The organism is Streptomyces sp. NPDC006174 (assembly GCF_040614075.1).
In the GTDB taxonomy this organism is placed as follows: Bacteria; Actinomycetota; Actinomycetes; order Streptomycetales; family Streptomycetaceae; genus Streptomyces.
Genome location: NZ_JBEXTJ010000007.1, coordinates 205,009 through 230,800 on the forward strand (window position 1 = coordinate 205,009; position 25,792 = coordinate 230,800).

Below are 25,792 nucleotides of genomic sequence, written 5' to 3' on the forward strand. Positions count from 1 at the left end.
GGGGCGCACCACGACAGGGCCGCCTACCAGCTCGCCCCGGACCGGCCCGTCGTACGCCGTTCGTAGACCGTGACCCGCCGGCCTCGGGCGTGGCCGTCGGCGGTGACGCGGAAGTGGTTCCGGAGCACGGAGCGCTTCATCCTGTCCCGTGCGGTGGCGGGCGGGCCACGCCGGGGGCGTCCGTGACCAGCAGGATGCGATGGTGGGCGAGCATCGCCGACCGTATCCGGTCCGGCCGCGCCTCCGTGCCCTTCAGGGTCGCGGACTCCTCCGGGCTCTCGGCCAGCGCTATGTCCTGGAGGCCGGCGAAGGCGTCCGGAGAGACCAGTGCGGTGTCCCGGCGGGCCGCGGGAATGAACAGCACCACGTCTCCGGGACTCCTCATCCGTCGTACGTCGGCGGCCGCGGCCAGCACGTCGTCGACCCGGCTCGCCGGTGACCGCTTGGCGAGCGACTGCGGCAACAGGGCCGCCACCGCCACGGCCATCACCACGGGCAGGACCCACGGCGCGGCGCGCGGGCGGCGACGGGCCACCGCCCGGACCGCCGCGCCGATGGCCACGCCGATCAGCAGCGCCAGGCCCAGGAGGCTGAAGAGGACGTACCGGTCCAGGAACAGCGGCTGGATCAGCGAGAGTCCGACGAGGCCGAGCTGCGGTACCGCCAGCAGCGGCAGCCCGACGGCCGCCGCCGAGAGCCGGCCCTTGCGAGGACGCGGCCGCTCCAGCAGCGCGCCCGCGCCGCCGATGGCCAGCAGGATCGCCGGGCCGATCAGCATGTGCCAGGTCAGCGGCGGTATCCAGGACACCTGCGCGGACTGGCTCCGGCTGAACAGGACGAGCGGCAGCACGCAGGCCACCGCGGCCACGGCGGCGGCCGTCCAGCGCCTGCCGGTGTCGCGGCCCGCCCGGCTCCAGAGCAGGGTCGCCAGGTGCGCCGGGAGGATCAGGAGCGAGAGCCAGTTCAGCAGGCCGCCGAGCGCGACCGTACCGCCGTACGCCACCCAGTGCACCGCCCGGCCGCGTCCTTCCAGCAGGGTGACCAGGAGCAGCGTGGAGATCCCGGCCCCGGCCGCCACCAAGGCGTACGGCCGCCCCTCCTGAAGGTAGAACTGCACCGCCGGAAGCAGCCCGAGCGCCAGCCCGCCTCCGAGCCCCGCCCACGGGCCGGCCAGCCGGTGGCCGAGGGCGGCCACACAGGACGCGGCCACCGCCATGGCGACCACCGACGGCAGCCGCAGGACGGCGGTGCCGGGTCCGAACAGCTCGAACAGGCCGTGCATCAGCAGGTAGTAGAGCCCGTGCACGACATCGACGTTGCCGAGCAGGTCCGTTATCTCGGCGGTGGAGCGGCCGGCCACCTGCCAGGTCGCGGCCTCGTCCCGCCACACGCTGTCCTGCCGCGACAGGCCCCACAGGCCGAGGGCCAGTGTCCAGAGCGCCGGTACCGAGCGGACGAGACGGGAAGAGGGTGACGGACTCGCTGTTCGAGCTGTGGACACGAAGAAGGAAGCTTTCCGGAGCGGCTGTGGCGCAGGGCAGGGTGGCAGAGACCCTCAGGCCCCCGCACCGACCCCGCATCGTACGCACAGCAGTTCCGGAACCGATCAAAGAATCGACACCGCATCCGGCTCCGGGCAACAAGAAGGAGGCGCATCCGGTCACCCGGATGCGCCTCCTGACGCGACGCGCACGCACGCGCTCGGCGCAGCGCGTACGCGTCACACCTCAGCGACCGTCAACGGTCGAAGCGCTCACGCGCCTGGTCCTTGGCGTCCTGAGCCCGGTCCCGCAGGCCGGTCGACGCGTCGGAGCCGTGCTCGCGGTCCTGGTCCCGGTCGCGGCCCTGCGAGGCACGGTCCTGAGCCTGGCCCTTGCCCTGGCCGGCCTTCTGCTTGGCCTGGTCGGCGAGGTCCTGCGCCTTGTCCTTGAACTGGTCTGCGATACCCATGCTGTTCACTCCTGTGGGATGCCTGGGGTGTATGTGGGGTGGCCCCTGGCGGGGCCGTGCTCAGCGTTACACGCACCGACATCCCGCGCATTTCGGACCGCTACCGACGGTGACACGCGGCCCTTCACGTACGGTCGGCACGCTCCGCGCGCGCGTCCTGGTCCGCCGCTCCTCCGGCTCCCACCAGCCCCTTGGACACCGTGTGGAGCCGCGGTTCGAAACGCCGCATCTCGCGCTGTCCGCCGATCGCGATGACGGACGGCAGATAGCCCCGGACCGACTGCATCCCGCGCAGCCACCACTGCGCGTACACATGCGGCGAGCGCCGCGCGATGCCGTCGACGATCCGCTCGACGGCCGGGCCGAGCGGGTACGTACGGTTCATCGGCCACGGCAGCCGCCGGCGCAACTCCCGCATCACGTCGTCCTGGTCGGCGCCGCGCACCATGTCCGTGTCGGTCCAGGAGAGGTAACCGACCCCGACCTTCACGCCCTTGTAGCCGACCTCCGCGCGCAGGCTGTGCGCGAACGCCTCCACGCCCGACTTGGAGGCGCAGTACGCCGTCATCATCGGCGCCGGAGTGATCGCGGCCAGCGACGCTATCTGGAGGAAGTAGCCGCGGCTCTCCATCAGCACCGGCAGGAACGCGCGCCCGGTGACCGCGCCGCCGATCAGGTTCACCTCGATGACCCGCCGCCAGGCGTCCGGGTCCGAGTCGACAAACGGGCCGCCGGAGGCGACGCCCGCGTTGGCGACGACCACGTCGACCTTGCCGAACCGCTCCTTGACCTCGCGCGCCACCTGGGCCATCGCCGCGTGGTCGGTGACATCGGCGAACCAGTGGTCGCTCTCGCCGTGCAGCCGCTCGGAGACCTTCTTCAACTCGTCCGGCTCCAGCCCGACCAGCGCCAGCGTCGCTCCGCGCGCCGACAGTTTCCGGGCCAGCAGCTCGCCCACGCCCCGGGCCGCGCCGGTCACGACGACGACCTGGCCCTCCAGACTCCGCCTGCTGCTCATGCGACATCCTCCTTCTCGGACGTGGCGGCCGACGAGGCCGTCCGGGTCGCGACGTACCGCGTGGTCAGTTCCCTGAGCTTCGCCGTGACCGCCTCCGGGGCCTCCACCGGCGTCATGTGGCCCATGCCCGCCAGCTCGGTCAGTCCGAGGCCGACCGGCAGCGCCGCCGCGATGGCCCGCGCGTGGACCGGCGGGGTCAGCCGGTCGTCCGTACCGGCGATGACCGCCGTCGGCACCCGCAGCTCGCGTACGTCCGCCGTCACGTCCAGCTCGGCGAGGACGTGACCCCATCCCACCCTCGCGCGGCGCGGACAGGCGTGCACGATGCGCGCGCAGACGTCGACCCGCTCCGGAGCCGAACCGACGCCCATGGTCACGTACTTGAGGAGACGCTTCGACACCGGATTGACCGGCCCGAGCGGCGCCTTCGCGCCCAGCACCGCAGCCGTCATCCGGGTCCGGAACGCGCTCGCCCGCAGCGGCAGCACGGTGGCCTCGGCGGTGAGCCGGCCGCTGCCGGTCGAGCAGAGCAGGACGGCCGCGGCGTGCTCGCGCAGGCCGGGCCGGCGAGCGGCGGCCATCAGCGTCATCCCGCCCATGGAGTGCCCGGCCAGCACCGCTTTCCGGCCGGGCGCGAGGGTGGCGGCGAGCACGGCTTCGAGGTCGTCGGCGAGCGCGTTGACGCTGTAGCCGCCGGGACCCGGCTCGGGCGTGAGGCCGTGGCCGCGCTGGTCGTAGGCGATGACGCGGTGGTCGGCGGCGAGGTCCCGGATCTGCGCGGCCCAGAAGTGGGTGTTGCAGGTCCAGCCGTGGGCGAGGACCACGGCCGGCGCGTCCTCGGGGCCGTGCAGCTCGACGTGAACGCGGGCGCCGTCGGCCGACGTGACGAAGAGTTCGTTCGCGGGGACGGGCGGAAGGTCGTCGCGGTGCAGGAGGCGGCTCATCGTGCGGCCTCCTCAGGCGTGCGGTGCCCGAAGGCGCTCATCGTGCGGCCTCCTCGGTCATCGCGTCCCCGGCGGCCACCGTCTCGCGCTCGTCGCGACCCGGCTGCTCCGGTACGAGCCCGCTCCCGGCACCCGGAGACCCGACCGGCTTCACGGCCGCCCGGATGACGTCGTACTCCGCGAGGTCCACCGACCGTGTCTGCCGCCGGAACTCGCCGGTCGTGCCCGGCCAGACGGTCGTGTTGCGGCCGGCCTCGTCCAGGTACCAGCTGGTGCAGCCGCCGGTGTTCCACACCGTGCGCTTCATCCGCTCCTGGACCTTGTGGTTCCACGCGGTGACGGCGGTGGTGCGGGCGCCGAGCGCCGCGCGGCCGCCGAGCACGTCCAACTGGCGCAGGTAGTCGGCCATGTAGTTCAGCTGGGACTCGATCATCAGGATCATCGAGGAGTTCCCGAGGCCCGTGTTGGGGCCGATGATCGTCATCCAGTTCGGGAACCCGGCGGCGGTCGCGCCGCGCAGCGAGTTCATCCCGTCCTTCCAGGACTCGGCGAGCGTGATGCCCTCCTCGCCGACGACCCGTTCCGCGATCGGCATGTCCGTCACATGGAAGCCGGTGCCGAAGATGATCGCCTCGACCTCGGCCTCGCTGCCGTCGGCGGCGACGACGGTGGAGCCGCGTATCTCACTCAGCCCGGAGGCGACGACGTCCACATTGGGCTGGGCGAGGGCCGGATAGTAGGCGCTCGAGAGCAGGATCCGCTTGCAGCCGATGCGGTAGTCGGGCGTCAGCTTGGCCCGGAGCGCCGGATCCTTGATGGCCCGCGCCATGTTGGACTTGGCTATCTTCTCCACCAGGCCCAGCTGGTCGGGATGCTTGGTGAAGGCGCTGACCTGCAACTCCCGTATGCCCCACAGCAGTCCGCGACGCGCGGTGCCGGTGGCGGGTATCGCGCGGTGGAGTGCCTGCTCCGCCTTGCTGATCGTGCGGTCCACGCGCGGCATGACCCACGGCGGTGTGCGCTGGAAGAGCGTGAGCTTCGCGGTCTTCGGCTGGATCGCCGGGACGATCTGGATGGCGGAGGCGCCGGTTCCGACCATCGCGACCCGCTTGCCCGCCAGGTCGTAGTCGTGATCCCAGCGCGCGGAGTGGAAGACCTTGCCGGGGAAGGAGTCGAGCCCGGGTATGTCGGGCATCTTCGGGTCGGAGAGCGGTCCGGTGGCGGAGATGACGACATCCGCGCGCAGGGTCGTGCCGTTCGCGGACTCGATCACCCAGTACAGGTTCTCCTTGTCCCAGCTCATCAGCTTCACCTCGTGGTTCAGCCGGATGTGCGGGCGGAGCCCGAAGGTGTCGGCGACGCGCTCCAGGTAGGCCCGGATGTGCTCCTGGCCGGAGAAGGTGCGCGGCCAGTCGGGGTTGGGCGCGAAGGAGAAGGAGTAGAGGTGGGACGGTACGTCGCAGGCGCAGCCGGGATAGCTGTTGTCGCGCCAGGTGCCGCCCACGGAGTCGGCCCGCTCCAGGACGACGAAATCGGTGATGCCTTCGCGGCGCAGCCGGACGGCGGCCCCCAGGCCCCCGAATCCGGTACCGATCACCGCCACACGTACGTGCTCCTGCTGGGCCATGCTGCCGCCTCCCGCGGTACGTCACGCGATTACGCCAGCAATCACTGGCATGGTTCGGAGAGTAGAGCAGGGTCGTACTGATGGGTAGGGGTCGGACCGAGGAAAGTTACTGGCGGTACAACATAGGGTGCCCCTGTGGCTGAAGGACGCGAGCACCGCGAATACCGCATGGAGGAGCTGGCCAAGGAGGCCGGCATCACCGTGCGGACCCTGCGCTTCTACCGGGAGCGCGGCCTGATCCCGCCACCGCGCCGCGAGGGCCGGATCGCCTGGTACGACGACCACCACCTGGCCCGGCTGCGCACGATCGCGGGCCTGCTGGAGCGCGGCCACACGCTCAACGGCATCGCGGATCTGGCCGCCACCTTCGAGAGCGGGCGCGATGTCGCCGAGGTGCTCGGGCTCGGCGAGCCGACCGAGGAGACCCCGGTCCGCCTCACTCCGGAACAGCTCGCCGACTACTTCGAGGGCGAGGTCACTCCGGAGAACCTGGCCACCGCGCTGGACCTCGGCTATCTCGCCACCGACGGCGACGAGATCGTCCACATCAGCCGGCGTCTGCTTGAGGTGTCCGCCGAGCTCGTACGGGAAGGGGTGCCGCTCGCCACGGTGCTCTCCTCGGGCCGACGCGTCCGCGAGCACGCGGACGCCCTCGCCGAAATCTTCGTACGCGTACTGCATGCCCACGCCACCGACACCGAACCGGCCCAACTCCGGCCACTGGCGCGCGCGGTGGTGGACGCGGAGCTGTCCATGGCGCTGGACCGGAGGTTGCGCCGCGAGGACGGCACACAGCCTCCGAAAGCCGGCTGAGCGGAACTACCGCTCGTACACCACCGTCACCGGCGCGTGGTCGCTCCACCGCTCGCCGTGCGTGGCGGCCCGCTCGACCCACGCCTTGACCGCACGCGCGGCCAGTCCCGGCGTGGCGATCTGGTAGTCGATGCGCCAGCCCGCGTCGTTGTCGAAGGCCCGCCCACGGTAGGACCACCAGCTGTACGGCCCCGCCACATCCGGGTGCAGCTGCCGTACGACGTCGACGTACGCGGCCTCGTCGAGGACCCGGGTCAGCCAGGACCGCTCCTCGGGGAGGAAGCCGGAGTTCTTCTGGTTGGCCTTCCAGTTCTTCAGGTCGGCCTCCTGGTGCGCGATGTTCCAGTCACCGCAGACCACGACCTCGCGCCCGTCCGCCGCCGCCCGCGCCTTCAGACCCTGGAGGTACGGCAGGAAGGCCGCCATGAAGCGCTCCTTCTCCTCCTGCCGCTCGGTGCCGACCTCACCGGAGGGCAGGTAGAGGCTCGCGACGGTCACACCGGGCAGGTCGATCTCGACGTACCGGCCGCTCGCGTCGAACTCCTCGGCCCCGGCGACGCCGAACCCGCCGAAGCCGGTCTGGACCCGCTCCGGCGCCTGCCGGGAGTACAGCGAGACCCCGGCGCGGCCCTTGGCGGCGGCCGGCGCGTGCACGGTGTGCCAGCCCTCGGGGTCACGGACCTCCGCGGCCAGCTGGCCGGGCTCGGCACGGACCTCCTGGAGGCAGACCACATCGGCGTCGGTGCCGGCCAGCCACTCCACGAAGCCCTTTTTCGCGGCGGCCCGGAGCCCATTAACATTCACAGATGACACGGTGTACAAAACATGGCCCTTCTGAACTGGGCATATTGCAGACCACAGCTACACGTCGACCGCTGCCCATGGGTCAGGTTCCCACACCGGGTGAACCTCAATGACGGCCCCTCCGTTCCCGCGTGACACCGCCACCCGACGCACCACCTGCTTCAGCAGGGCGTTCCTCTCCGCGTGATCCATATCGGTCCACGCGTCGAGGAGGGTCACGAGCAAGGGCTCATAATCGGCGCGGTGCGGTGTGGACTCAACGACTGCGGCGCGCTCCATGGCGGCTGTGTTCACCGTCTGCTGCTCCCGGATGCGGTCCCGCGCAGACTCGTACTCACCGGGCCCGTAGTCGTCGGGATTCATTGCCCTGTCGGCGCGTAGATTGGTCAGCGCGCGTGCCAGTTTCGTGGCTTCAGCTTCGAGGCGGGCGCGCTCGCGCGCTGCCGTAGTTCGTCCGTCGGTGACAGCTTTACGTGGGGCCGGGATCGGTGGCTCGGTGTCCACATCGTCAGCCACCTCGTCACTGACCCAGTCGCGTACCAGCTTCTCGACGTGTTCGCGGGTAGTCCACACCCCCGAACAGCCAGCCGTTCCGGTGCTGTGGCGACGGCCGCACGCATACGAGTGCCCCTGCACATTCGTGACCTGCCCGCGCGAGAAACGTTGAACGCTCTGCGCTGGCATCGTGCCGCGGCATTCAGCATGCTTGATCAGATTCGTGAGCATGTACACCGGCGTCCGCGCTCGCGGCGGGGTGGCCTTGACCTCCTCGCGCCGCTCGCGGTAGCTCTGCCATAGCTCCGCGCTGATCAGCTCTTCTTGGGCCCCGGGTATGAACAGGGTGGTTCGACAGTTGCTGCGTCCCTCCGGTGGGCACTGACAGGCTGGATCGTGGACGCGCAGTAGCCCAGCAGCGAATCCCGTATCCATGTACCGGATGAGCGTCTGCACGGTCCACATCCCTCCGCGCACGGTGCGGTAACCAGCAGAATTGACGCGGGTCACCAGTTCATAAAAGCTTGTACCTGTGACGTACTCGCGGTAGCACTCGGCTACAGCGGGCCCGGTCTCCGGGTGCGCCTTGTACGTCTCCTCTTGGAGCTTCCACCCGGTCGGCGCGGTGGCGTCCGGGACCCGGCGCGGCGTCCAGATGTACCCCCACCGCGGCCGGCCGGTGGCGGGCAGGTGCAGTTTGTAGCGGCGGTGGTCGTGCGTTTCCTTCCACGATTCGCCGCGCACGTCGGACTCGTACGCTGCGAACTCGAACAGGATGCCGCGCTGGAGTCGGCCGGTGGCGGTGCGGGCGTCAACCTCCTCGGTGGCCGAAGCGAGTTGCCCCCCGGCATCCTCCAGACGCTTGAGGTTGACTGGCACTCCGTCACGAGTACGCCCGAACCGGCTGTACTTCCATACGGCGATGCCCTTGACCTCGCGCTTCTCAACGGCCGCGATGCCCTTCATGATCTTGCGTTTGAAGTTACGGCCGGTTTGGTCGAGATCCTCGATCCAGCCGACGATGCGACGCCCGGTGCGCTTGGCCCACGCTTCGATGGCCGCGCGCTGCAACTCCGGGCTGATCTTCTCCTCTTTCCAGGTCGAAACTCGGATGTAACCGAGCCAGGGCTCGCTGTCGGTGTCGACGTGCGAGCCCTGGAAGGTAGCGGGTGCTTGTGCTGGTGTCACGGCTCCTCCGGCGCGGCGGTGAGCAGGCCGCGCGATACGTGGGTGAGTGCGAGGGCGTAGCCGGCGCGGTGTGCGTCGGTGAGCTGCTGAGGGGTGGACTGTGGGGTGCGGGTGACCCGGTACACGGTAAGGAGGCTGACACCGATGGCGGCCCCGGTGACGACGACGATGGCGGCCGGGGTGGTGATGGTGCGGTGCATGTGCCCTCCGTGGCGGTACTGAGCTATCCGGCGGTGGGGTCACCGGGTGGTGGTGTGAGTGTGTCGACGACCCCCCGGAACACCTGGCGTGCGGTGGGGTCGATGATGCCGAGTTCGTCGGCTGCCTCATCGGCTGTCATGTGGCCTTGGGGCCGTTGTGCGGCGCCGAGTTCGTCCGGGTCGATGACGCCGGCCTCTACGAGGATGACGCCGAGCCGGACGCCGAGCGCCTGGCCGACCCTTTCCAGTACGGCAATGTCGGTGACGCGCTCGCCGCGCAGGATGCGGCTGACGGTGGCCTTACTGACTCCAGCGGCTTCAGCGAAGCGCGCTTGGCCGCCGCCGCGGGGGGTCAGGGAATAGCCGCGGGCCGTGAGCTGGTCGTGCAGCCAGCCGGCGAAATCGTGGGGCGTCCGTCGTCTCATGAGTGAAACGTATCTCGCTTGAAACGGGCACGCCATCCGGTCTTGCCGTGCGGCTGGAACTGGTCGAACAAAGCATGACGAAACCCCCCGCTTGTGTAAATTTGCTCGAACGGTTGAGCGATCGTCTCTCGCCTCGCTCTACGCGTCAAGCGCCTTCGCTTGTGAAGGAACTGTAAACCAGACCGGAGGTCCGGTTTCTGGCGACGCTCACGTTCCACGGAACACACGTGCTACGTTTCTCTCGTGAAACATACGTTTCGACGCCGAGAGGAAAGCGCCGCCATGCCGTACGACCGAACCAAGCTGCTCGCCGCCGCCCACAGCTGCGGTGACCAGCACTACGAGGAGATGGGCGCCCGCCTCGGCATCAGTCGGGCCACCGCGTGGCGACTCTGGAACGGGCGCACCGCGCCGTCTGTGACCACGGCCGCCGCCGTCGAGCGCGAATACGGAGTGCCCGCCCGCCAGCTGATTTCCCGGACCGCCGCATGACCGCGCCCACGATCAGCCGCGAACAGGCCATCCGCAACGCCCGCGCCGTTCTGGACAGGGCCCTCGACCGGATTGCCCGCGACCGCGCCGAAGGCCGTCTCGATCCCGCCGCCGTGGACCGGCTGCGCCTTGCCGAGGCCCGGTATGCCCGCCGTCGTCGACAGCAGCCCGTCCGCCACGCCGCCTGAAAACGACTCGGGCCGCCCCGGATTGCGCCCGGGACGGCCCGACCACGACCCGTGAGGAGACACGACTCGTGAACACCCAGCACAGTACCCGCCGCTCGCTCCGCGCCGCCCAGGCCATCCGTGGCGGGCAGGCCGGCCGCCGCCACGTCACCCGTACCGCCGTGATCCGCCGCCAGCTCGACCAGATCGCCCCCGGCATCGCGGTCGTGTGCACCATGCCCGTGACCACCGCCGGCGTGCGCGGCACGCACGTGATGCTGCTCAACGACCTGGCTCAGCCAGTCGCCGACGCCGACGCCCACCGCGCCGCCGGCCGACTCCTCCGCCACATGTTCCCGAGCGGCTGGGACACGGCCCGCGACTACTACGTGCACGACGGCCGCATGGTCGACGCCACCCCGTCCGCCCCGGCCGCCCTCGGCACCGACACCGCCCCGGCCGCCCAGTGATCCGCCCCGGCATCACCGCCGCCGGTGACCGCGTCCGCCTGCCCGTTCATGACGCCCTGCTCGCCCCGCTGGTCGACGCCCTCGCCATCGCCTACACCGAGGCCCCCGAGGCAGTGGGGCAGCTCCTCGCCGGGCACGCGGTGCGCGTGCTCGCCCTGGACTTCGCCGAGTGCTCCCTCGACATGCCGGAGTACGAGCGGTCGATGCGCGCCGCCGAGGCGGACGGCACCCGCGAGGCCCTGCTCGGCGAGCTGCCGGAGGAGGTGCAGCGGGACCCACTGCTCACTCCGGACGACGCGATCACCCTCGGCACCCGCTTGACCCGTCTCGCCTCGCACATCCGTCTGCACCCTCGAAAGGCCCGCCGTCCATGACCGTTACCGCCCTTCACCCGGCAGGCTCCGCCGCGACCGCGCCCCCGACCGGGCCCGAGGCGCCCCGGCCGACCATCGTCTACAGCCACGCCCCTGCCGGGGCCGCCGCCGACCTTCCCCGCGTCTTCCAGGTGATCCACAGCGTCATGAAGGACGTGATGCCCATCGGGAAGAACCAGGAGAACAAACAGCAGAACTACTCGTTCAGGGGTGTCGACGACGCCATGTCGGCGATGGCGGGCCCGATGCGTGCTCACGGGTGCTTCATCGCTCCCGAGGTGGTCGAGCACCACCAGCGCCCGCGCGGCGACAAGGGCACGCACACCAACATCAAGATGCTCTACCGCATCTTCGGGCCCGCTGGGGACTGCATCGCCGTTACCGTCCCTGGTGAGGCGATGGACCAGGCCGACAAGAGCACCAACAAGGCCATGAGCGCCGCGCTCAAGTACATGTTGTTCCAGGTGTTCATGATCCCCGTGGACGCCCGTTCCGTGGACGACAGCGACCGTGACCAGCTACCGGCTGAGCACCGCGCCGAGCGTCAGCAGACCCAGCAGCGCCGCCAGCAGCGCCAGCAGAACAACCAGCAGCGGAACCAGCGCCAGCAGGGCGGACAGCAGCCGCGGCGCAGCGACCGCGCCGAGCCGGGCCCGTGGGAGCAGAAGGCCCAGGCCCAGCAGCAGCGCCGCGACTACCTCGCCGAGGCCGAGCGCGCCGACAACCCACACCAGTTCGCCAAGATCCGCGCCGCCGCCGCCGAGAACGGCGCCCCGGCCGAGTTCCTGGCCCGTCTTGACGCGATCGACGCCAGGAAGCGCCAGGCCGCTCAGCAGAGCACCGCCGGGGCCCGGTGTGGTTGTGGACCCCGGGAGGTCTGCGAACAGTGCCGCCCGTCGACCACGCGGCAGGAACGGCAGGACCGACCCAGCGCCCAGCAGGCCCCGCGCATGGAGCGGGCGAAGGACCCGGCGGAGGAGGCCGCCGAGGCCGAGAACGCGCTCCGGCTCGCCGCGTCCCGCGCCAACCTCCCCACGCTGGACGCCGACTTCCAGACCGTCTACGGCATCCCCCTGGAGCAGGCCACCGCCCAGCAGCTCAACACGTTCCGCGCGAAGATCGAGGCCGCCGGGGGTGCCCAGTGACCGCCGTTGAGCCGAAGCCGCAGGCCCCCGATCCGGCGTACCTCGCCGCCGTTCTCCGGCACCGGCAGGCCATGGCCGCCCAGCTCGACCGTGCCAAGGCCATGTTCGCCGATGTCGACGCCGACGCTTCCGCGCTGCTCGCGCAGCAGTACAAGGCCACCAAGAGCACGAAGGCCGAGGTGACGCTCCCGGACGGCGAGACGAAGTTCGCGACCGTGACCCGCGTCGGTGGCGAGGCCGAGGCGCAGGTGACGGACCGCGAGGCGTTCACGGCGTGGGTTCGGGACACATACCCGGAGTTCTGGAACTTCAAGATCGTTCCGGCCAGCACCGTGACCGTGGTCAACGATGCGTTCGTGGACCGCGTGTTGGCGTCGGTGAGCGCCGCCAATGGCCCCGAGTACGCCGACCCGACGACGGGGGTTGTGCACACCGTGCCGGGCGTTGCGATCCGGCCGACGCGCCGGGCCTACTTCCGGTGGTTGTTCACCCGCTCAACGAAGTCGCAGCCGCTCGACGGCCGCGAGCTGGCAGCCCAGGCGATTACTGCCGGGCTGATCAGCACGGACACGCCGCCCGCCCTCCCCGCCGCCCCGGCCGACGATCAGCCGGCCACCGCGTAGCCACGCCGCAGGGCCCGCCCGCCTCGACCGGGCGGGCCCCGGAAGGACCACCATGCGCATCACCCTCATGACCCACGACCAGCGGGCCGAGATCGGCGCCGAGACCGCCGGATACAACCCGGCCGCCCCCGAGCTAGTCGGCGAGGCCCTGGCCGCCGCCCGGGACACCGCCCGCGACTCTGTTGCCGCCGGGCTGGTCGCCCACTTCACCGTCGCCATCGTCGCCCGCCTGCTGGAGGTCGAGCAGCAGCTCGGCACCACCCGCGCCACGCTCGCCCGCGTCCTCGCCGACATGGAGGAGGGCGACTACTACGGCCCCGACGACATCATGCACGAGCTCGACCAGGCGGGAATCAGCATCCGCGCCGATGTCGCCGCGGCCGGAGAGCTGGCCGACGCCGAGGCCCGAACGACGGCCCTCGGATGACGGCCGCCGCCCGCCTTGACCGGGCCCGCCGCCACCTTGACGCCCCGCCGCCCGCCACCGTCCCCGGACAGCTCGCCGTCGAGGTCGAGCGCCCTCCGCGCCCGTGCGAGGACGGCAACCCGCCGTGCGGGGCGCTCCCGACCCGTCCGTACGTCTGCGGCCCCCGGTGTGACGACCACCAGCCCGCCAACACCCGCCCCTACTACCAGCCGAGGAGCGCGACGTGACCGTGACTCTGCTGCCGCCAACCTCCTACGGCCTGGCCGCCCGCATCAACGACACGCCCCTGACGGAGGGCCCGCGGTTTGTGCGGACGGGCGGCATGTCCCGGTGGCACCGACCCCGCTCCGGCGTTCGCATGGCCGACGCCCGCACGATCTACACCGTGTGGTGCGGGCAGCAGGTCGGCGGACTCAGCCGGGCCGCCGCGATGCAGACCGCCGAGGCCATCCCCGACGACCTGCCGGTATGCGCCACATGCGACGGGCGGGCCGTCGGCGCCGGACAGGAGTCGGACGGTCCGGCCGGCCGACGGCTGCTCTTCGGGCCGCGCACCCTTACCCTGCCCCGGTGGTGCCCCGGGTCCCGTACGGACCTGTACGAGCTGCTGTCGGGCGGCACGGTGGGCCGATGCCTAGCCTGCTGCGATACGCACCCCATCCGGGCCATGGGCGGGCCGTACGCCTCCCGCGCCGCGATCGTCCAGCACCCGCCCGGCGACCGCTTGTTCGGCCCGTGTGCGTTCCACCAGTGGCGTCACCCCGTCCGCGCCGCCGAGGGCCTCGCCTGCGCCTGCGGATGCTCTCTCCCTGTCCCGCAGTCATGACGCCGGACCAGGCCGCTTGGGTGCGGACATATGCCCTGACTCGCGGCGTGCTTGCCAGCTTCGGCCCGACACTCACGCTCTGCGCCTGCCAGTACGGGCCATCAGGGCACTGCGATGCCGACAGACACGACCAGTGCGGCCACCGCACACACCCCGAGTGGTACGAGCGGCGAGACCCGGACACCTACCTCACCGACCAGGCGGGGAATGTCCTCGCCGAGGTCCACCGTGCTGGCCAGCCGTGCCGGTGGCGCTGCCCCTGCCAGTGCCACCGCCCCGAAGGCCCCGCCGAGCGCGGCCTCCTGTTCGACATCTAGCCCCCTGACGGCCCGGGGGCGAGGCCGAGCCGCTGCGCCCCTCGCCCCCGGCGCCCACCCCCTTGAGCAAGGAGCACAACCCCAGTGACGTGGTTCAAAGTCGACGACACGGCATACGGGCACCCCAAAGTGCTCAAGGCCGGGAACCCCGCCTTCGGCCTGTGGACGCGATGCGGCGCGTACGCCGCCCAGCACCTCACAGAGGGCACGGTGCCCGGTGTCGTCGCCCAGCTGTACGGCACCGTCCCGCAGGTGCGCCGACTCATCTCAGCCGGCCTCTGGCACGAGCACGGCCACACCTGCCCGCACCCGAAGTGCCAGCAGCCCGCCCCCGGCGACTACTACATGCACGACTTCCTGATCTACAACCCCACTAAGGCGAGCGTCGAGCAGGGCCGAGACCGAGCCGCCGACCGCCAGAAGCGGGCCCGCGACCGCGCCGCAGAACGACAGAACCAGACGCGTAATCACGTGGATTCGTCGTCGAATCGCGACTCTTTCGCGGGTGAAAGGTCGGCCGAAAAAAACGAAAACGGTTCGGAAAACATCGAGTTTCCGAATCTCTTCGCAGGTCAGGAGGGGTCGTCACAGCGTGACGGTTTGGACCCGTCACGGTCCCCCCGACCCGACCCGTCCCGTAGTACCTCCTTCGGAGGTACACCCCCTAACCCCCAAGGGGGGAAGGGCGCAGCTACCGCGCTGGTCGACGACTGGTGGGCAACGTACGGCCGGGGTACGGCGCAGTCCCGGAAGACGGTTCACCGTGCGGTCGAGGACGCCCTCGGCAACGGCCTGGCCCCGGAGCTGCTGGCCGCCGCGCTCGATCGGCTCGGCCAGACCTCGAAGCCGGTCACGGGCGGAACGCTTCAGTTCGCGCTTTCGGACCTTCGCCGCCCCGCTGCCGGTGCTGGTGCCGCCGTGATCCCGCTGCACCCGGATGCTCCGCGCCCGCTCGGCCGCGCCGCCCAGGCCGCCGCGTGGATGGCCGACGCGATCCAGCACGACCCGAAGGAGGAAGCCCAGTGAAGCGTGCTCATGTCGCCGCCCTGCTGGCCTACGTCGACAAGCTCGACCCGAGCCGCGCCCCGGCGACGCAGGAGGCCGCCCTCGAACGGCTGGACGCGTGGGCGGATGTGCTGCTGGAGGTCGAGCCTCGGGCCCCGCACCCGGAGGGCCACGACTGGGACGCCTCGCACGTCGTACGCCGCCACGTCGCAACCAGCCCGTACCCGATCAAGCCGTCCGACGTATCCCGCCCGTGGTACGCGTTTCGGGCCGACGTGATCCGCCGCCACGCGGGCACGTTTGAGCCGCGGTTGCACCCGGAGATCGACCCGGACGCCGCTCCTGGCCGCGAGTATTTCGCCGCCGTCCGTGGGTCGATGCGCGCGGTTCTCTCCGGTGAGCAGCCCGCAGTGACGTTCCGTGCGATCGGCCCGACCACCCTCGCGCCGGAGACCCCGGAGCAGGTGCGCCAGCGTGAAGAGTTGGTGCGCCGGATGAAGGCCGGGCATCGGGCCGGCCGCGAGGAGAACGCCCGCCGCCTGGCACTCGTCAGCGCCCACCCGGACCTGCTCGCCGCGATGCACCGGTTGCCCGGTCAGCGCATGTGGCGCGGGTCCGTGGGCGGTAACCGCCGTGTGGCCGCGATCGTCGCCGAGGCCGAAGCCCGAGCCGCCAGCACCACCACCCTTGAGGAGCAGCCCGTATGACGCCCGAACACGCCGCATGGGTCTGCCGGTACGTCCTCGCACCCCGCGAGATCCCGCCGCAGCCCGCCCGGTGCCCCTGCCAGATCGTCTCGAACGCCTGCGAGCACGACCGACACAGCGAATGCGGCCACACACAGTGGATCGCGTGGGGCGGCACCGAGGAAGAGACCGTCATCGGCCTCGGCTACGGCCCTTTCCCCTGCCGGGGCTCCTCCGGCCTGGACCGTGGCGACGCCACGGTCTACCTCGCTGACCGTGAGTGCCGCGTCTGGTGCAACTGCCGCTGCCACCAGCCCGCTCCCAAGCCCACCGAAGCACCGGCCCGCGCAGAACAGATGGACCTGTTCGGCGTCGTCATCACCGACCACCCTCAGAAGCAGCCCGCATGACGCCCGCCGAGCGTGCCGCCCGCGATGAGGCGGAGGCCGCCGCCCGCGACCGGATCGCCGCCCTGATGCGCCGCCCTCCGGTGGCTCGCGATTCGGCCGGCCGGACCACCGCCCGCCACGTCACCGGCAGCCAGCGGTGATCCCCGACGCCGTGGCCGCGATCATCGCCGCCACCATCCGGGACCACCCGACCAACAGCCCCGAGGAGCAGGGCCGTAGGGCCGTACGGGAGCTGCGAGAGGCAGGGTGGACCATCGCCGCTCCCGACGTGATCGCAGCCGCTCTACGGGCCGCGTAGCCACTCAGTGGAGGGGGTGTTACGGCGGGCTACCGCGCACTCCCCTCCGTGCTACGTTTCTCTCCGGAAACGTACGTACGTCTCCGTATCGAACTGTGAGCCGTCGCTCAGACCGGAAGGACCCGCCCATGGCAGCCAGGCCCCGCCCGACCGCCGCATGGCGCTACTGGTCCCGCGTCGCGTTCGACGGCCCCCTCCCGCTCGTACGCGGAGTCACCGGCCGCTGCCACGAATGGACCGGCGCCACGAACGAGAAGGGCTACGGCACCTTCTGGCACACCCGCACCGTCAAGGCCCACCGCTACGCGTACCGGCTCGCCGGTCTCCTCCTGCCGGCCGAACTCGACGTCGACCACCGGTGCCGCAACCGCGCCTGCGTCCGCCCGAGCCACCTTCGCGCCGTCACACACCGCGTGAACCTCCTCGCTTCCACAAACCACGTTGCGTTGCGCGCCGCACAGACCGCATGCCACCGGGGCCACGAGTTCGACGCCGAGAACACGATCCGAGCCCGCAACGGGACCCGGAAGTGCAGGCGCTGCAAGAACTCCGCCGCCCGCGCCGCCCGTATCGCACGCACCACCACCCCCGAAAGGACCGCAGCCTGATGGCAGGCGAAACCGTGATCACCATCGTCGGCAACCTTGTCGACGACCCCGAGCTGAAGTTCACCCCGGCCGGCCACCCGGTCGCGAAGTTCCGCATCGCGTCCACGCCCCGCACGTTCGACCGCCAGACGAACGAGTGGAAAGACGGCGAGTCCCTGTTCCTCACCGTCACCGCCTGGCGCTCCCTCGCCGAGAACGTCGCCGGATCACTCCAGCGCGGCATGCGCGTCATCGTCCAAGGAGCCCTGAAACAGCGCTCGTACGAGGACCGCGAAGGCGTCAAGCGCACCGTGTACGAGGTCGAGGCCGAGGAAGTAGGCCCCTCGCTCAAGAGCGCCACCGCCGCCGTCACGAAGACCAACGGCAACCAGGGCCGCCAGCCCCAGCAGCAGCCCAGCAGCGGCGGATACGGCGCACAGCAGCCCGCCCGCGACCAGTGGACCACCGGCCAGCAGCAGAACGGATGGGGACAGCAACAGCCCCCGTTCTGACCCGTCCCCCGCGCGGCGACCGGTCGCACCGCTCGCCGCGCGCGTGAGCAACCCACGCCCCTCACTCCACACCCTGAGGAGAAACCCCCATGCCCGACTACCCGCCCGCTTGCGTCTCCCGACTCCAAGAGCGCGCCGCCGCTGAGCCGTCCACGGACGGGGTCGAGTCGTCCCAGGACGCCGCCCGCCGGTTTGCCCGTCGACTGCGTGCCGTCGAGCAGCTGTGCGCCGGACGCCCGGGGTACCACGCGATCACGGTCAAGGCCCTGTTGACCGCGATGGGTGAGGCCGGCGAGGAGGGCCAGGAGCCCCCGTTCCTGGACCCGTTCACCGAGGCCGCCGTACGCCGTGGTGCGCTGCTCGGTGGGGCCGACGCGATCGAGGCACTGCCGGAGGATCACGAGTGCGACCCGGGCCGCGGTGACGCCGTGAAGCTGCTGCGCCGCCTCGCCTCGCTCACCGCTACCACGGAGCAGCCGACCGGGCTGACGTGGGAGGCCCGCGCCGAGCACGCCGTTCGCCTGTACGCCATCACCGCCATCGAGCTGGAGGACGCCCGCCGCGAGAACACCCAGCTCCGCGACCGCCTCGCCAAGCTGGAGCAGGGCCAGGCCGACGCCGACCACCTTGCCGCCGAGCACCCCGACACCATCGCGTCCCTGCTCGCCGACCTGGCCGACGATCTGGAACCGCTGCTCCCGCACGGCAGCGCCCGCGCCTACGCCGTTGCCGGTCTCGCCCGGTACACACGCCTGCTCGCCGCCGAAGCCCGCGAGCGCCTGGCCGAGCGGAGCGCCGAGATGCGCGCGGACGGCTACCGGGGCCGCGTTGCGTGGTGCAGCGGCATGAGCGAGGTGGCGAAGCTGCTCGACGCCCGCGCCGACGCCCTCGCCCCCGAGCCCGCCGCGCCCGTACCGCAGCCGGCCGCCGCCGCCGCCGAGCAGCCGCTCGCGTTCCCGCAGCTGGCCGTGCCGTGCCCCCGCTGCGGGTCCCCTGCCAAGCAGCTCTGCACCAGCCACGGCGGCACCCGGCAGCGCACCAACGACACCCACCAGGACCGCACGAAGGCGTACCGCGCCACGCAGGCCGGCCGATGAGCACCCCGCCCCCGACGCCCGTCGTCACGGTGCTGCACCCCCGCATGTTCGGGCGCACCAACGCCGCCCGCGAGGCCGCCGACCAGCTCGCCGCCGAAGGCCACCACGTCCACTACGCCGCCAGCGGTGAGACCCGCTGCCACACCGGCCACTGCACCCCGAAGGGCACCCGATGAGCACCCGACACATTCACTGCGCCGACCGCCGACTCTTCGCCGTCGCCGGTCTCAGCGCCGCCGCCTACGTCGGCATCTGGCCCGCGTCCACCGACGACAACGAGCCGACCCGGGACAACGTCGTGGACGCCGCGCACCCGGGCATGAGCCCGCGTGAGTTCGCGTACGCCCTGCGCCAGCTCGCCGACCGGTTCGACGAGAGGGCCGACGCCGTGGGCGAGCCGCCGTTCGACGCCGACGCCCTCGCCGAGGCGAACGCCCGGAACGCCGAGGCCGGCCGATGACGTATCGGGCGCACCGTCTCCGGTGGCGCTACTGGGCACACCGCGGCGGGCTGATTCAGTCCACGGCGTACCAGTTCCTCGGCGTCCCGTACGGCACCGCCGGGCAGCACCGCCGCCGTCGTGACAAGGCCCTCGCCCGCCTCGCCCGCACGGAGCGCACCGGATGCACGCCCGGATGCACCACGTGCCAGGCCCTCGCCGACCGGGCCCGCAAGTGAGCGAGGACCGCTCGCCCCTGTTCTGCCACCGCTGCGGCCGACGCTGCGGCTCCCAGCCCCACACCTAACCCGTACCGGGGCCCGCCACCACGGCGGGCCCCACCACCCCGGAGCGCCACCCGTGAACCTGTTCCGCCTCGCCCTCGCCGTCATCGCAAGCGCCCTCGCCTTCTCCGCCGCCGCCGAGGGCGACACCTTCAACGCCATCGGTTGGACCATCGCCGCCGTCCTCTGGATCGTCGCGGTCACGTCCGCCGAGGACAGCCGCTGATGTCCCGCCGCACCCGACCGAGCAAGGAGCGCCGCGCCCGCCACCGCGCCACCGCCGAGCGCACCGCCCGCCGTGATTCCCTCCTCGTTCTGCTCTCCCGTATCCAGCGCGGCATCCCCGTCACCCCGACCGAGGCCGCTCTCCTTCGCGCGCACGTCGATGCCGAGCTGGCCGACGCCGACACCGCCCGCGCCGCACTCGGCCAGCAGGAGGCGCAGCACCGGCAGCAGCTCGCCGCCGCACACGACGCAATCCGCGAGGCCGAGCAGGACGCCGCGGAGTGGAAGACGACCGCCGCCACGTACTCCGGACTCCACAGCAGCGCCGAGCAGGATGTGGCCGACCTCGGCGAGCAGCTGCGCACGTACCAGACCGCCGAGATGTACCGCCAGGCCGCCGCCGACACGGTCGAGGGCCGCCTCGCCGCACTCCGCCGGCAGACCACGGTGGGACTGCTCGCCGGGGCAGAACAGGCGCTGAACCGCGCACTCACCGCCGAGGCCACCCTCGGCCGCGTGCGCGCCCTCGCCCACCGCATGCGCGCCGTATCGCCCCAGGGCGCCGCCGCCATTTACGCCGACCGCATCGAGCAGACGCTCGACACCATCCCGGAGACGCAGCCGTGACCACCACCCCCGTTGTTGCCGCCCGCCTCGCTCTCCAGGACGCCGAGGCCGCCCTCGCCCGGCTCCGCCCTGCCCTCGCCGCCGCGTACGGCCTCGCCGGAGAGAAACTGACCAAGGCCGCGGATCAACTCGACGTTGCCGAGCACCGCGCCGAGACGGCCAAGGAAGACGCGGAGATACACCGGGCCAACCACCAGGCCGCGTGCCGGACAATCGCCGAGATACACGAGGCCGCCACCGGCCGTACCGGCATGGGCCCGATCCGGGGCGTGGTCGAGGACGTGGCCGACGTGCGCGCCCGCGCCGAGCAGGTCGAGGCCAACATGAAGGAGATCGCCAAGGCGTACGACCGGCACCGGCGCGCCCTCGCCGCGATCTTCGCCCTGCGAGCCGACGCCCCGTTCGAGGAGATCACCGAGTACGCCGCCCGCACCCTGAATCGCACCGGCGGACGGCTGGCCGCCGCTGAGCAAGTCCGCGCCGAAGCCGTACGTGTCGCCGACCGCGCGACGCAAACCCTGTTGCGGATCAAGCACGCCCGCACCGCCGCAGACGCCTGGACGGCCCTCGGCACGCACTATCACCTGCCCGCCACCGAGGCCGGCCGCCGTGCCCGCGACTGGCGCAGCACCGCCGAGCGGGACGCCACCGAGCGCGCCGAGGCTGCGGCCGTGCTTGGCACCCGCTACATGGGCGACGCCGAACGGTTCCACGCCGCGTGGCAATCGGCCCGCAGTCGTGCCCGCGCGCACCTTGGCGAGCAGCAGCGCATACGCGGGTGGCTGACCCACTGGGCCGACCGCGCCCGCTTTGCCGAGTCGGACGCCGAGCGGTTCCATGCCGCGTGGCACTCCGCCCGCGAGCGTGCCCAGCGGACCGCGTCCGAACTCCGCGTCGTCCAGGCGTCTCGCCGCCGGTGGAAGCGCCGCGCGAAGACCGCTGAGCAGCGCCTCGCCGCCGTCCGGCAGTACCTCGCCGCCGTCTACGCCGACGACATCAGCCTGGACGTACGAAACGACCTCGCCCTGATTTTCGACGGCCGCCCGGCCCACTACGCACCCATGGAGGGCTGACCGTGAGCAGCATCCGAGGCATCCGGCCCGCCGGGTACATCCTTGACGAGGCCACCCTCGCCGCGCCGACCGTCCAGGCCGCCGACGACCTCGCCGCCGTCCGTGAGCAGTGGGGCGACCTCCTCGCCGCAATCGGACGCGCGCCCCAAGTCGAGTGGCCCCCGCGCGAGTGCCGCGAGTGGGAGCAGCCAGCAGCCGCCGAGGACGCCCCCGCCGTCGGCCGCATGCCGCTGGTCCTCCGCGAGCACCCGGCCCCGCTCAACCTCACCGCGTTGGACGCCGCCGTGCAGACGGAGCGCGAACTGTTCGAGCTGTGCGACACCGTGGCCGCCGCCGTCCAGCGCCCCGTACGCCGCCGCCCGTCCCTGAACATCCCCAGCTACAGCGGTCGGACAGCGCCCGCGCGTTCGCGGATGCGCATGGTCGTCGACCGAGCCGACCGCGACCACCCCGCCCGCTGGAGGTACGCCTCCCCCACCGACCCGGGCAGCCGTGCGTACGGGCTGCACTGGGCCGCCGTGTGGCTGGAGGGTCGCGCCCTCGGCGAGGAGTCCGGCGACCTGTTCACGCCGGTCCGACCGCTGCTCGCCGACGAGATCACGGCGACCGCCCGCCGCGCCCGCGCCCGGGTTGAACGCGCCCTCGGCCGCGACGGGCAGCCCACCGCCCTTGACCAGCCGTGCCCGTACTGCCGGGGCCCGCTCACCGCGTACACCCGGAGCGGGGACCCGGCCGCGGCGACCGTGGTGTGCGGTACGGGGAGCAGCTGCACCGCGCCCGTGCTGCTCAACGGCCGGGGCCGCCGGGAGTGGTCCGGGGCCGAGCTGGTCGGGTTGTTCGTGGCGCTGGAGGCCGCACGGAGCTGAAGAGCAAGCGGACCAAGACTGCGCGCCCCCGGGGCAGAGAACCCGGGGGCGCTTCCCGCCCTCGCACCTCGATCACAGTTCAGTAACGAACACGGTAATGATTACTGCAACGATTGCTGCACTGACTACTGTAGGCATTCCTGACGGGCCCTCACCCCGACAGGACCGCCGGACCTCACCCGGCACCCACCCACCAAGGGAGCGAACCCCGTGGACACCTACTCTCACGCCTACGGCAACACCGGCCACTACCGGCGCCCCGGCACCCAGACGAGCTACTGCGGCCGCGACCTGCTGCCCGAGCCCAACACCGGCATCGCCAAGCGGGTTTGCGGATCGTGCACCAAGGCCGAACAGCGCGACCGCGTCGCCGCCGAGCAGACCGCCGCGGACCGCGACCTGAACGGCCCGGTCCTCGCCGTGCGCGCTGGCGTCCGGTACTGCCTGGTCGGCACCGGCCGCCGCGTGCACTACTCGAACAACGACAGCACCCTGTGCGGGCGCGAGGTCACCGAATACACCGACGGCCTCGACAAGCGTCACGACCTGCTGTGCGCCCCGTGCATCAAGGCCGCTGAGAAGCGCGCATACGCCTGCGCCCTCGCCGCCGCCTCGCCCCTTGCCGCCGCCGCGGTCGACCTCGCCGAGACCGTCGAGCAGGCCCCGCCTGCCGTCCGCGACGCGCCGTCCGACTGGTGGACGATCATGGACCCTGTGACCGGCGAGGAGATCACCCGCGTCTACGGCGAGACGTGGCAGGACATGACCCTGCGCGCCGAGGCCCTGCCCGAGGTCCGTGCCGTCATCCGCAAGCACAAGGGATTCAGCCGCCGCCGCCTGCTTGTGTCCGAACTGACGCCCGAGCAGGTCGAGGCCGCCATCGAGCAAACCGCGCCCGCGCCCACGAACGCGTTCGAGCAGGGCGCCGCTGGCCTGCTCGCCGACCGTGCCGACCTCGCCGAAAATGTCATCTGCCCGACGTGCCGCGTCGCCGCGGGCGCCCGTTGCGTCACCCGCGCCGGCAAGCCTGCCCGCGAGACGCACGGCCGCCGTGTCGAGGCACTGGAGCAGGCCGCTGGCATCACGCAGCACCGCGCCACGGCCGCCCGCGAGGCGAAGAAGAGCGGCGGTTGGGTAGTCGCCCTCGACCGCAAGGCCGAGGATGCCCTATTGACTGCCTACGCCGCCCGGATCGCCGCCCGCGCCCGGACCGCCGACGACCAGGTCGTGACCGAGGCCGTCGAGAAGTTCGACCGCGCCGCGCGCGCCGTCGACGCCGTCGAGCACGCCGAGCAGGCCGAGGCCGGCGTCGAGGACGCCGAAGCCCTGTATGCCGCCCAACTCGTCACCGAGACGGAGGCCAGCGAGGGAACGTGGCGAGGGGAGTGGATCGGCGAGCACCAGGCCGCCGACGCCCTGTTCGCCGTCGACCACGCCGAGGAGCAGGGCGCCTTGTTCCTCGACCGCACCGCCCAGTAACCGCCCCACCGGCCCGCCCTCGCCCGAGGGCGGGCCCCTACCCGACAGGGAGCACCGATGGACCAGCAGCCGAACGGCAACAAGGGCACCGAGGGCGAGCCCGCGACCGCCAGTGACCGCCTGGTCGCCGACATGCTCGGCCTGTTCAACAAGTACGAGCGTGAGAGGGCCGCCGCACGCGCCGCGCAGGGCGACACCAATCCGTACGACCTTGAGCCCTACGAGGAAGTACACCGCCTTGCAAACCAGTTCGAAGAGGCACGCGCCGCTGATGACCCCCGCGCCCTCGAACAGTTCCTCGGCAACCTCGCCGAAGACTTCCACTTCGATGACGTGCGAGCCCTACGCACGGCCACCGCCGCAGTGCAGGCCGCCATGGGCCGGATCGCCCTCGCCGCCCGAGAGAAGGGGATGAGCCCCGACCAGATCGCCGCCGAGACCGGCTACACCGCAAGCCGGATTGCCCAGTTCCTTCGCGAGGAGAAGCAGCGCCGCCGCGCCGCCCAGTAAGCCCCGCACACGCATACGGGCCCGCCCGGTCCCTCACAGACCGTTGGGCGGGCCCTGACCACCGAACAGGAGCGAACCCGACCCGATGGCTACCCCGAAGCGTACCCGCCGCCCAAGCCCCGTTTCCGTCCCCCGAACCGACGCGTTCGACGCCGCCCTCGCCACGGTCATGCGCGCCGGCATGAACAAGGCCGAGGCCGTACGACTCGCCGTGCAATTCCTCGCCAGCGGGCTGGAATCCGCCTGGAATGCAGGCGCCGTACCGGATGCGACCATGCCCCGGCTCATGCGCGTAACGGTGCAACGGCAGGACACCCAGCAGACCGCCGACCAGCAGGTATGACACCCGTACGACCGGCCGCGCCCCGCTGTACGACACGGCGGGGCGCAGCCGTGCGACCGGTCGTACCGATCGGCGCGCGCGGGTAGAACTGCAACCGTTCGGCCGCCTCGCCTGTCTCACACGGCACATACCTACGTACGGAGTGTCATCGTGAGACGTACCACCGCCCTGCCCGCCGCGCTGCTCGCCGCCGCCCTGCTCGTGCTCTCCGCGTGCACCCCGGAGGAGGACAACGCCGCGCCCGCCCCGGCCGCCTCGACCTCGGCCGCGCAGGAGCAGCCGGCCGACGACGCCGACAGCGGGGAGAGCAGCGACGCCGAGAGGGCCGCGGGCATACCGGACGCTCCGACCGGCGCCGACCGCGCCGCGTACCTCGCCGCGGTCAAGGCCGTGGATCCGCGGATCGTCGAGGACGAGGAGAAGGCCATCGACGCCGGGCGGAACCAGTGCTCGCACCTGGCCGCGCCGAACGACAAGTCGGATTGGCTTGCCGCGCAGCGCTTCGGCAACGACGCCCGGCCGCTCACCGACGCGCAGGGCAAGGCGCTGAACGCGGCGCTTCGGGCGACGCTCTGCCCCGCCTGACGCCAGTTGCCCGCCGTTATCGATCTGTGATCTAATCAGGGCGGCCCCGGCGTGCCCGAAAACGGCCGCCACAAGCACCTCCGTCGCACACAGCGGCGGGGGTGTTCTGCGTGCCCGGGGCGGGCCGGAAGAGCCGGTAGCGACGGCGGGCGGCGGGAAGTGGCAACCCGCCCGGCCCGCCCCACCCCCGACCGCAAGGAGCCGCATGTTCAAGCACCGCCCGACCACCGGCGAGATCGGCCAGACCGCCTACGAGGCGTACGCCAAGGCCGCTGACAACCGCAGCGTCAACGGCGATGAACTGCCCGAGTGGGACAAGCTCACCGCGCCCGTACGAAACGCGTGGCAGCTCGCCGCCGAAGCCGTCCGCCACAAGGTGGAGCTTTCCACCACCTGACACACATACCACCGCGGCGAGGGGGTGACCCGTACCCATGGGCCGACCCATCACTGAGACAGAC

Annotated in this window: 39 protein-coding genes and 1 pseudogene; 31 read left to right on the top strand and 9 right to left on the bottom strand. The window is 71.7% G+C overall.

Annotation, left to right across the window (positions count from 1 at the left end; translation table 11 throughout):
- Positions 1-23: 23 nt before the first annotated feature.
- From ABZ267_RS17885 to ABZ267_RS17905, 5 genes and pseudogenes are all read right to left on the bottom strand, one after another.
- Positions 24-1,501 (bottom strand): annotated as a pseudogene (locus ABZ267_RS17885) (glycosyltransferase family 39 protein).
- Between the two features lie 236 nt (positions 1,502-1,737).
- Positions 1,738-1,950, bottom strand: coding sequence for a hypothetical protein (locus ABZ267_RS17890; RefSeq protein WP_356746471.1), 213 nt, complete (start codon positions 1,948-1,950; stop codon positions 1,738-1,740).
- A gap of 124 nt (positions 1,951-2,074) precedes the next feature.
- Positions 2,075-2,968, bottom strand: a complete 894-nt coding sequence (locus ABZ267_RS17895) for an SDR family oxidoreductase (protein WP_356746472.1) — start codon at positions 2,966-2,968, stop codon at positions 2,075-2,077.
- A complete protein-coding gene (locus tag ABZ267_RS17900; RefSeq protein ID WP_356746473.1) occupies positions 2,965-3,912 on the bottom strand; it encodes an alpha/beta fold hydrolase in 948 nt (315 codons plus the stop codon). Before ABZ267_RS17900 ends, ABZ267_RS17895 begins: the two co-directional genes overlap by 4 nt.
- A 37-nt stretch (positions 3,913-3,949) precedes the next feature.
- Positions 3,950-5,539, bottom strand: a complete 1,590-nt coding sequence (locus tag ABZ267_RS17905) for an NAD(P)/FAD-dependent oxidoreductase (protein ID WP_356746474.1) — start codon at positions 5,537-5,539, stop codon at positions 3,950-3,952.
- A 168-nt stretch (positions 5,540-5,707) separates the two neighbouring features.
- On the opposite strand from ABZ267_RS17905, the gene ABZ267_RS17910 reads away from it, so the two are divergent.
- Entirely contained in the window at positions 5,708-6,352 is a 645-nt protein-coding gene (locus ABZ267_RS17910) for a MerR family transcriptional regulator (protein ID WP_356746732.1), read from the top strand.
- Positions 6,353-6,358: 6 nt separating this feature from the next.
- Here the strand turns inward: ABZ267_RS17910 and ABZ267_RS17915 are convergent, their stop codons facing one another.
- From ABZ267_RS17915 to ABZ267_RS17930, 4 genes are read right to left on the bottom strand one after another with little or no spacing between them, the layout of a single operon-like run.
- A complete protein-coding gene (locus ABZ267_RS17915; protein WP_356746475.1) occupies positions 6,359-7,174 on the bottom strand; it encodes an exodeoxyribonuclease III in 816 nt (271 codons plus the stop codon).
- A gap of 39 nt (positions 7,175-7,213) precedes the next feature.
- On the bottom strand, positions 7,214-8,839 hold the full coding sequence (locus ABZ267_RS17920; protein WP_356746476.1) for a recombinase family protein: 1,626 nt from the start codon (positions 8,837-8,839) through the stop codon (positions 7,214-7,216).
- Complete coding sequence (locus tag ABZ267_RS17925; protein ID WP_356363692.1) at positions 8,836-9,039, bottom strand: hypothetical protein; 204 nt, start codon at positions 9,037-9,039, stop codon at positions 8,836-8,838. The genes ABZ267_RS17920 and ABZ267_RS17925 overlap by 4 nt, the downstream gene beginning before the upstream one ends.
- Before the next feature lie 23 nt (positions 9,040-9,062).
- Positions 9,063-9,464 carry a helix-turn-helix transcriptional regulator gene (locus tag ABZ267_RS17930; RefSeq protein WP_356746477.1) on the bottom strand — a complete coding sequence of 134 codons (402 nt, stop codon included), beginning with the start codon at positions 9,462-9,464 and terminating at the stop codon, positions 9,063-9,065.
- A 282-nt stretch (positions 9,465-9,746) separates the two neighbouring features.
- Here ABZ267_RS17930 and ABZ267_RS17935 point away from each other — a divergent pair, with 282 nt between their 5' ends.
- The 30 genes from ABZ267_RS17935 (at position 9,747) to ABZ267_RS18080 (ending at position 25,728) form a co-directional block, all read left to right on the top strand.
- Positions 9,747-9,956, top strand: a complete 210-nt coding sequence (locus ABZ267_RS17935; RefSeq protein WP_356746478.1) for a helix-turn-helix transcriptional regulator — start codon at positions 9,747-9,749, stop codon at positions 9,954-9,956.
- Positions 9,953-10,144 (top strand): hypothetical protein, encoded by a 192-nt coding sequence (locus tag ABZ267_RS17940; protein ID WP_356746479.1) that lies wholly within the window; start codon positions 9,953-9,955, stop codon positions 10,142-10,144. Before ABZ267_RS17935 ends, ABZ267_RS17940 begins: the two co-directional genes overlap by 4 nt.
- A 68-nt stretch (positions 10,145-10,212) precedes the next feature.
- Positions 10,213-10,593, top strand: a complete 381-nt coding sequence (locus ABZ267_RS17945; RefSeq protein ID WP_356746480.1) for a hypothetical protein — start codon at positions 10,213-10,215, stop codon at positions 10,591-10,593.
- Entirely contained in the window at positions 10,590-10,967 is a 378-nt protein-coding gene (locus ABZ267_RS17950; RefSeq protein ID WP_356746481.1) for a hypothetical protein, read from the top strand. The genes ABZ267_RS17945 and ABZ267_RS17950 overlap by 4 nt, the downstream gene beginning before the upstream one ends.
- The gene (locus tag ABZ267_RS17955) at positions 10,964-12,112 is read left to right on the top strand and encodes an ERF family protein (RefSeq protein WP_356746482.1); all 1,149 of its coding nucleotides are present in this window, start codon (positions 10,964-10,966) and stop codon (positions 12,110-12,112) included. Before ABZ267_RS17950 ends, ABZ267_RS17955 begins: the two co-directional genes overlap by 4 nt.
- A complete protein-coding gene (locus ABZ267_RS17960; protein WP_356746483.1) occupies positions 12,109-12,735 on the top strand; it encodes a hypothetical protein in 627 nt (208 codons plus the stop codon). Before ABZ267_RS17955 ends, ABZ267_RS17960 begins: the two co-directional genes overlap by 4 nt.
- Before the next feature lie 52 nt (positions 12,736-12,787).
- Positions 12,788-13,162, top strand: coding sequence for a hypothetical protein (locus ABZ267_RS17965; protein ID WP_356746484.1), 375 nt, complete (start codon positions 12,788-12,790; stop codon positions 13,160-13,162).
- A complete protein-coding gene (locus ABZ267_RS17970) occupies positions 13,159-13,389 on the top strand; it encodes an aromatic ring-opening dioxygenase LigA (RefSeq protein WP_356746485.1) in 231 nt (76 codons plus the stop codon). The genes ABZ267_RS17965 and ABZ267_RS17970 overlap by 4 nt, the downstream gene beginning before the upstream one ends.
- Complete coding sequence (locus ABZ267_RS17975; protein WP_356746486.1) at positions 13,386-13,988, top strand: hypothetical protein; 603 nt, start codon at positions 13,386-13,388, stop codon at positions 13,986-13,988. The genes ABZ267_RS17970 and ABZ267_RS17975 overlap by 4 nt, the downstream gene beginning before the upstream one ends.
- Positions 13,985-14,305, top strand: coding sequence for a DUF6248 family natural product biosynthesis protein (locus tag ABZ267_RS17980; protein WP_356746487.1), 321 nt, complete (start codon positions 13,985-13,987; stop codon positions 14,303-14,305). The genes ABZ267_RS17975 and ABZ267_RS17980 overlap by 4 nt, the downstream gene beginning before the upstream one ends.
- An 84-nt stretch (positions 14,306-14,389) precedes the next feature.
- Positions 14,390-15,331, top strand: a complete 942-nt coding sequence (locus ABZ267_RS17985; protein WP_356746488.1) for a mucin-2 — start codon at positions 14,390-14,392, stop codon at positions 15,329-15,331.
- Positions 15,328-16,017 carry a hypothetical protein gene (locus ABZ267_RS17990; protein WP_356746489.1) on the top strand — a complete coding sequence of 230 codons (690 nt, stop codon included), beginning with the start codon at positions 15,328-15,330 and terminating at the stop codon, positions 16,015-16,017. Before ABZ267_RS17985 ends, ABZ267_RS17990 begins: the two co-directional genes overlap by 4 nt.
- Complete coding sequence (locus tag ABZ267_RS17995; RefSeq protein WP_356746490.1) at positions 16,014-16,406, top strand: hypothetical protein; 393 nt, start codon at positions 16,014-16,016, stop codon at positions 16,404-16,406. The genes ABZ267_RS17990 and ABZ267_RS17995 overlap by 4 nt, the downstream gene beginning before the upstream one ends.
- Positions 16,403-16,546, top strand: a complete 144-nt coding sequence (locus tag ABZ267_RS18000) for a hypothetical protein (RefSeq protein WP_356746491.1) — start codon at positions 16,403-16,405, stop codon at positions 16,544-16,546. The genes ABZ267_RS17995 and ABZ267_RS18000 overlap by 4 nt, the downstream gene beginning before the upstream one ends.
- On the top strand, positions 16,543-16,704 hold the full coding sequence (locus ABZ267_RS18005; RefSeq protein WP_356746492.1) for a hypothetical protein: 162 nt from the start codon (positions 16,543-16,545) through the stop codon (positions 16,702-16,704). The genes ABZ267_RS18000 and ABZ267_RS18005 overlap by 4 nt, the downstream gene beginning before the upstream one ends.
- A 128-nt stretch (positions 16,705-16,832) precedes the next feature.
- Positions 16,833-17,312 (top strand): HNH endonuclease signature motif containing protein, encoded by a 480-nt coding sequence (locus tag ABZ267_RS18010; protein WP_356364288.1) that lies wholly within the window; start codon positions 16,833-16,835, stop codon positions 17,310-17,312.
- Positions 17,312-17,803 carry a single-stranded DNA-binding protein gene (locus ABZ267_RS18015; protein ID WP_356746493.1) on the top strand — a complete coding sequence of 164 codons (492 nt, stop codon included), beginning with the start codon at positions 17,312-17,314 and terminating at the stop codon, positions 17,801-17,803. The genes ABZ267_RS18010 and ABZ267_RS18015 overlap by 1 nt, the downstream gene beginning before the upstream one ends.
- An 89-nt stretch (positions 17,804-17,892) precedes the next feature.
- Entirely contained in the window at positions 17,893-18,900 is a 1,008-nt protein-coding gene (locus ABZ267_RS18020; RefSeq protein WP_356746494.1) for a hypothetical protein, read from the top strand.
- Positions 18,897-19,076, top strand: a complete 180-nt coding sequence (locus tag ABZ267_RS18025; RefSeq protein ID WP_356746495.1) for a hypothetical protein — start codon at positions 18,897-18,899, stop codon at positions 19,074-19,076. Before ABZ267_RS18020 ends, ABZ267_RS18025 begins: the two co-directional genes overlap by 4 nt.
- Positions 19,073-19,360, top strand: coding sequence for a hypothetical protein (locus tag ABZ267_RS18030; protein ID WP_356746496.1), 288 nt, complete (start codon positions 19,073-19,075; stop codon positions 19,358-19,360). The genes ABZ267_RS18025 and ABZ267_RS18030 overlap by 4 nt, the downstream gene beginning before the upstream one ends.
- Positions 19,357-19,578, top strand: coding sequence for a hypothetical protein (locus tag ABZ267_RS18035; protein WP_356746497.1), 222 nt, complete (start codon positions 19,357-19,359; stop codon positions 19,576-19,578). The genes ABZ267_RS18030 and ABZ267_RS18035 overlap by 4 nt, the downstream gene beginning before the upstream one ends.
- Positions 19,579-19,699: 121 nt before the next feature.
- Entirely contained in the window at positions 19,700-19,849 is a 150-nt protein-coding gene (locus ABZ267_RS18040; RefSeq protein ID WP_356746498.1) for a hypothetical protein, read from the top strand.
- On the top strand, positions 19,849-20,475 hold the full coding sequence (locus ABZ267_RS18045) for a hypothetical protein (RefSeq protein WP_356363539.1): 627 nt from the start codon (positions 19,849-19,851) through the stop codon (positions 20,473-20,475). Before ABZ267_RS18040 ends, ABZ267_RS18045 begins: the two co-directional genes overlap by 1 nt.
- Positions 20,472-21,548, top strand: coding sequence for a hypothetical protein (locus tag ABZ267_RS18050; protein ID WP_356746499.1), 1,077 nt, complete (start codon positions 20,472-20,474; stop codon positions 21,546-21,548). Before ABZ267_RS18045 ends, ABZ267_RS18050 begins: the two co-directional genes overlap by 4 nt.
- 2 nt (positions 21,549-21,550) lie before the next feature.
- Complete coding sequence (locus ABZ267_RS18055; protein WP_356746500.1) at positions 21,551-22,414, top strand: hypothetical protein; 864 nt, start codon at positions 21,551-21,553, stop codon at positions 22,412-22,414.
- Positions 22,415-22,624: 210 nt separating this feature from the next.
- Positions 22,625-23,893: a hypothetical protein gene (locus tag ABZ267_RS18060; protein ID WP_356746501.1), complete on the top strand. Its 1,269-nt coding sequence runs from the start codon at positions 22,625-22,627 to the stop codon at positions 23,891-23,893.
- A 57-nt stretch (positions 23,894-23,950) separates the two neighbouring features.
- Positions 23,951-24,403: a hypothetical protein gene (locus tag ABZ267_RS18065; protein ID WP_356746502.1), complete on the top strand. Its 453-nt coding sequence runs from the start codon at positions 23,951-23,953 to the stop codon at positions 24,401-24,403.
- Positions 24,404-24,488: 85 nt separating this feature from the next.
- Positions 24,489-24,746, top strand: a complete 258-nt coding sequence (locus ABZ267_RS18070) for a hypothetical protein (protein WP_356746503.1) — start codon at positions 24,489-24,491, stop codon at positions 24,744-24,746.
- A 150-nt stretch (positions 24,747-24,896) separates the two neighbouring features.
- Complete coding sequence (locus tag ABZ267_RS18075) at positions 24,897-25,331, top strand: hypothetical protein (RefSeq protein WP_356746504.1); 435 nt, start codon at positions 24,897-24,899, stop codon at positions 25,329-25,331.
- 205 nt (positions 25,332-25,536) lie between these two features.
- On the top strand, positions 25,537-25,728 hold the full coding sequence (locus tag ABZ267_RS18080; RefSeq protein ID WP_356746505.1) for a hypothetical protein: 192 nt from the start codon (positions 25,537-25,539) through the stop codon (positions 25,726-25,728).
- Positions 25,729-25,792 lie beyond the last annotated feature (64 nt).